Source organism: Vibrio sp. 1562 (assembly GCF_033340155.1).
Lineage (GTDB): Bacteria > Pseudomonadota > Gammaproteobacteria > Enterobacterales > Vibrionaceae > Vibrio > Vibrio alginolyticus.
On record NZ_JAWOVY010000031.1, the window covers coordinates 1 to 5,363 of the forward strand.

Below are 5,363 nucleotides of genomic sequence, written 5' to 3' on the forward strand. Positions count from 1 at the left end.
GCTACGATGATTAACTGATGTAACCGATCAGATCGTAACTTCCTGATTTAGTTCCATCGAATTACGCAACAAAGCCAAACAAATCCTCGAAGTGCCATCAAAATCATTAATCAGCTTCATCAAATATTATTCTCAGCGAGATAGAATTGATATTGAGGTTGATATATTTGCTCAGGATAGCTACATGCGATTAACACCTGACGTAGCTACCGTTCGATTTAATCACATTCCATATGAGTGTGAGATTTTAGAAGAAGACCTTCGTGACGATGTTATCAATGATTACAAAATGCATTTTCCTGAGTTTGACGATTTTCTAAAACTTATTGTTGCAAGTCGTTTCGCTCGCGATAGAAAAAAATGCTACCTCTGGCTAAAGTGTGATTCGGATTGGGGTAAAGGCTTTTTGTTTAATGAGTTAAAGCGAGTTGGTTTAGTTGCGAACACAAGCGTAACCGAAGTGGAAAAAATGATGTCTGGCTCTCCAGTAGCAAAAGATTTTTCTGTATTTAAACGCGCTCTAATTCTTTGGGTTGATGAGTTCAAATCTGTTAAATCGGAGATTAAAGAACTTTGTTCAGAGATAACCATTTCTCCCAAAAATCAGCTTAGCGTTAGTGTGCCTCTTTATACCAAGATTTTCACCTCAGCAGAGAGTGTAAGTTCCCTAGTAAACGAATACGGAGTAGAAGATCAATTTGCTAACCGATTCAATATGATTTCTGGAGAAGGAAGTATAGAATCCCGAGCAAAATGGGCAGAGGTTGGTAAGACTGTATACGGCGATCATGTATGTAGTTATGCAGTGCATACCATCAATAAAATTATAGAAGACCTACGGGTGTTAGGGCGTTCTGATGCAGCTATAGAAGCAGACCGAGTCATCGCTGAATTTTTCTCTAGCTATGGTATAGATAAGAAGTTTAATCGTCTATCTGATGGACTGGATATGGTTGTTTCAGAAGTATCTTCATACATCTATGAGCGATACGAGCGATACAAAAACCATCCTTCAGTAATAATGGTTGAGGGTTATATTTATCTCAAGTCTGCTAGTAAAGAGGTTGGCGGCATAATTACAGATATTTTTGATAAAAGCATGGCTGGAACATACATCAAAAAGAAGGACGAAATTATACGTAAACTGAGCTTATCTGGTGAAGGCGTTAAGGTAATAAAACTAGATGGTAAAACGGTACGTGCAGTTATAGTTAGAAAGCCAGAAGATTTTAATATTAACACCACGCCTGAGCATACAGAGCCTCCATTCTAAAGCAAATGAAAGCCTCCTAAGGAGGCTTTTTTTTGGGATTAATTCTTTAGGTAATTTATGAACATGAATTTTTCCATTTTTAGTCTTATGTAATATGTGGTTATTAAGCAGATACTCTATAATACCTTGTCTGTAATTATTTGTTTTTATTATCATTAGTTTTAATTTTATTTTTGAATTTTCTAGTGTGTTGCGGTAGATGTTTTTGTATAAATAAATCTAGTTGATATTCTGGGATATTTATAAAAATCGAAGCATCCTTTTTCGATATACCAAATCCACTTTTAAATAGTTTTGTTAGATGTTTATTTGAGAATCCTCTTGATTTATATATATCAATTATTTCTTTGAATTCTAATAGTTGATTTTCATATTTCGATTTCAATCTATTAATCTGAATAGGCTTAAGTCTACCACTTTCGACCTTACCCAAAACCAACTTCAAAAACTCTTTTTTTTGCGCCTCATTGAGGTTAAGGTGATCAATTGAAACTTTCTTTTTTGTCATAATATTTATTCGTTTCTCTTTAATTATAGTAACCACAAAACTTTGATTCAAATATGTTAATTTGTGTAGTCAAAAAAATATAGTACCATTAAGTTAGGTGGAGAACGAAATTGTGGAGGCACGTCCAGATTGTTTACATTTTTGCATCCGCAAACAACAACCTCGTGCTTTAAGGGGGGCCCTTAAAAATCCCATTTATTGTCTCCGTCAATAAAATATAAATAACTATTATGACAAATAAAGAGAGTCAAAATAAACAAAAGAAAAAGAAGGAGACTTTAAATAAGGTTATTGGTTTCAGAATCAACAATAATTTAAAGGCTGAACTAGAGCCTCTTTTACTGAATGGAGAAAGCTTAAATATCTTTGCTAGAGGAATGATTGATGTTGATAGAATAGTTCCTCCTATTGATGTATCTAGAGAGTTAATGACTGTGTCTATTTTGGAAGTAGAAAAATCTCATTTTGATTCATTCTCAAAGATATTTTGGGGGATGATTAATAATGAAGACTCAGTAAAAGCAAAGGTCGATTTTCAGCTAACAAATTACCTAATATGTCTTAGAAAAATTTGTCACCTTCTTATAGTGCATAACTCTAACTTTCCTAAGTCAGAATCTTCGACTCGATACATTGGAGATGAAGGTAATGATTTTGAAGACAAGGTTGTATCTGATGATGTGATTTTTGATGAAGAGATAGAGGAGAAAAACAGTACTAGCTCTGTTGTAAGTTTTAGAATCACTGAGTCTCTTTATCGCCAACTTTATGACAAGGCGGTTGGGACAGAATCCGTCCAGCAACTATGCAAATTAATGCTAAAACCTAACTACAAAATCCAACCTGTAGATCTTGGTTACATTAACCTAATTCTTAAGACTGAGCGGTTCTATTATTCACGCCTAAATAGTGTTGGTAGAGCGTTAGTAACACTACAAGAAAGGTATTCTGGTTTAGATATGAAATTTGTGCTCATTTATAGACAAATGTCAGCTCTAAAATTTTTGATGGAGGAAAGCCTTGGTCAGCACATAAAAGTAGTTAAAAAGAAATAACCAAATGATTATTCGATTTTCAACGCGCATTAATGGCATCGGTGACTACCTTGTTAACGGTAAAGTTAGAACCACAGGGGTTCATCGGGATGAGTACGATACACGAGTTCCAATTCATGGCTCGCTAGAGGCCATCGAGCGGGACGCAAATTGGATTGCAAAATACAGAAGCAAATGGGATGGAGCGTACAAGCACATTACTATCAGTTTTGATGAGACAGATATAAAAAAATACAGCGAAATACCGACCAGTGAGCAGTATGAGATGCACAAGGCTATTGTTGATGAGGTGCTTCGCGCAAATGTTCCTCATCGTGATCTTGATGAGCTTAACTATTATGCAGAAATGCATATCCCTACTAGAAAGCACATGCTCGATGAAAATGGTCAGCGTCGCAAGCCTCACCTACATGTTGCTGTATCTCTCCTTGATCATAAGACTCAGAAAAAATTAGAGTTTTATAATCCTAATGATTTGTCATATCACTCGGCTGTTCAATCAGAAATTAATGCACGCTATGGGTTTTTAGACCCAGTTACGGTTATGGAGAGAAACGCAGAACAACAAATTGACCGAGTTACGCCTGTAAAGGGTAAGAGTACTAGCCACAAGGTTAGGCAAGCTTTGATCGAGCATCTACAAACTTGTAAACCTAAAACTGGAGAAGAACTAACCAAGTCTCTTATGGAGTTTGAGCATATTGCTCCCATCTCATCACCGATCACGCCTGTCGCAACCAAAGGCACTAAAGGCAATCGCTATCTGAAGATTAAGATAAATAGCAAGAAAGGTCGTGGTCGTAAAGGGGAGTGGCGCTCACTAAATGTGAGAGGTGAGGGACTGGAATTTTTAGAGTATCTCTATGACAAGTATCGTGTTGACTCGTCCAATGAAGCAACGATTGATGAGTCTGTCAGAAGGTTTAAGAGCGAATTCATGAGTGATACAACCTCACCGTTTAGCAAAAATCTGCTAACTTCTGTTTTCTCAGATAAGATTGAGCCTAAGCTTTCTGCTAAATCTCGCCGTAAGCGAATTGATGGTGAACTCAATTCTGGAGCAAACTTCCGAGTAGATCTTAGAGATAATCATGAGTATCGCCGCAATCTAATCGACGAAAAAAGAAAAAAATTTCTATCTAAATCACCTAATCGTTCCACAAAAGAACGTGAGGAACAGGTGAGGAAAAATAAGCAATTAGCTATTGATGAGAGTCGTAGATTTATTAGGGAGTTAACTAGGCAACAAAGACAGTTTTACTGTATTTACAAGACCAACATCGATAAAGGTTTTGTTGAGGATGGTAAGTTTTTCAAACCTCGTGAAAACCCAGATCAGAACCATTTCTATAGTAAGAAGTGGGGGTGTTACATCATCGATCATGGAGATATGATCACAGCCGACACATCCTCTAAATCACCTCTCGATAAAATTGCTGCCCTAATGGTGCAACAGGGTCTAGCTAAAGGTTGGGCGTTGGATAGCATACAAGCAACTGAAGGCTCAAGCGATGAGTTTAAGGCTGCTGTAGCTCGCGCAGTGGAAACACAGAGAAAAGGTTTACTCTCAGATGAAGTGCAAGAGCTAAATGTCAGAACTACAAAACTAACTACTCACACAAGGTATAGAGAGCCACCAAAAAATCTATACACAGACCGTTTTGAAAAGGAGTTGTCAGAGCGTGTAAATCGTAAGGCGGGAGCTATTTGTAGTCACGCTAAAAGCGCCGTTACTTCTGAAATGATTAAAGCCATCCTTGAACGATTTAAGCCTCTTGGTCGCGCTCCTGATTTTGATACTCTTCAATTTGAACGTAATGATAAAAATCACCTAATCATTATTGTTGGTGGTCGTCGTTATAATGCTATAGATCTGCTGAACAAGGTTATGGGCATCTCAGTTAGTGATGCTGTGGACGAAATCAGCAGACAAATTGAGTTAGCTAAACCGCAAGAGAAGGAGGTATTAGACGATAGTACTGACAGAGGGATCGGCGGTGGCTCTGGACAGAATACTACCCCCGAACCAGAACCTAAGTCAGCACCTGCCAAACCTGAACTACAATTAAAAAATCCCCTAAAAGTTGGCTGATAAGTATGGGGATCTAAACCAGAGAGATTCAGTGCTTAATCTGAGAGTAGTAAGGTGTTGATGTAAAGGTGTTTTCGTAATTGATGTAACAAGCAGAAATGGAGTTGAAGAAATCCGTTTTGTTGTTAATAAAAAGAGGCGTTACGCCATAGGTTTTGTTAGAGATGTAACTGGTTGTCATCTCGATGAAGCCATTAGATAGGCTTATGTGCATACATTTTCTGACCCTAGAGGATGGAACACAAAACTGCAATATTAGCGTTAACCCCCGAAATAACTAAGTATTAACTACTTGAAATAGCTTACATTCTATTTGTTAGTTTAACAATTTCGCTGAGGTGTATCGCGAGATGGCAGAATTTTCACTAGTGAAAAAATCGGTGGTTTAACAGTTTCGCTGAGATATAGCGCGATATGGCAGAATTTTCACTATTG

4 protein-coding genes are annotated in these 5,363 nt (G+C 37.3%); 3 read left to right on the forward strand and 1 reads right to left on the reverse strand.

All coding sequences use genetic code 11. The annotated features are described in order from the left end of the window. The first annotated feature begins 184 nt into the window (after nucleotides 1-184). Entirely contained in the window at nucleotides 185-1,273 is a 1,089-nt protein-coding gene (locus R7Z49_RS21190; protein ID WP_318111985.1) for a hypothetical protein, read from the forward strand. A 136-nt stretch (nucleotides 1,274-1,409) separates the two neighbouring features. Here the strand turns inward: R7Z49_RS21190 and R7Z49_RS21195 are convergent, their stop codons facing one another. Next, complete coding sequence (locus tag R7Z49_RS21195; RefSeq protein WP_318111986.1) at nucleotides 1,410-1,781, reverse strand: hypothetical protein; 372 nt, start codon at nucleotides 1,779-1,781, stop codon at nucleotides 1,410-1,412. A 230-nt stretch (nucleotides 1,782-2,011) separates the two neighbouring features. Here R7Z49_RS21195 and R7Z49_RS21200 point away from each other — a divergent pair, with 230 nt between their 5' ends. Both R7Z49_RS21200 and R7Z49_RS21205 read left to right on the forward strand, forming a co-directional pair. After that, nucleotides 2,012-2,836 carry a hypothetical protein gene (locus R7Z49_RS21200; RefSeq protein ID WP_318111987.1) on the forward strand — a complete coding sequence of 275 codons (825 nt, stop codon included), beginning with the start codon at nucleotides 2,012-2,014 and terminating at the stop codon, nucleotides 2,834-2,836. A gap of 4 nt (nucleotides 2,837-2,840) precedes the next feature. Next, entirely contained in the window at nucleotides 2,841-4,928 is a 2,088-nt protein-coding gene (locus R7Z49_RS21205; protein ID WP_318111988.1) for a hypothetical protein, read from the forward strand. The last annotated feature ends 435 nt before the right edge of the window (nucleotides 4,929-5,363 follow it).

Excerpts from the sequence above, each read along its gene's own strand:
- R7Z49_RS21190 (WP_318111985.1), top strand. The coding sequence starts at position 185 with ATGCGATTAACACCTGACGTAGCTACCGTTCGATTTAATCACATTCCA.
- R7Z49_RS21195 (WP_318111986.1), bottom strand. The coding sequence starts at position 1,781 with ATGACAAAAAAGAAAGTTTCAATTGATCACCTTAACCTCAATGAGGCG.
- R7Z49_RS21200 (WP_318111987.1), top strand. The coding sequence starts at position 2,012 with ATGACAAATAAAGAGAGTCAAAATAAACAAAAGAAAAAGAAGGAGACT.
- R7Z49_RS21205 (WP_318111988.1), top strand. The coding sequence starts at position 2,841 with ATGATTATTCGATTTTCAACGCGCATTAATGGCATCGGTGACTACCTT.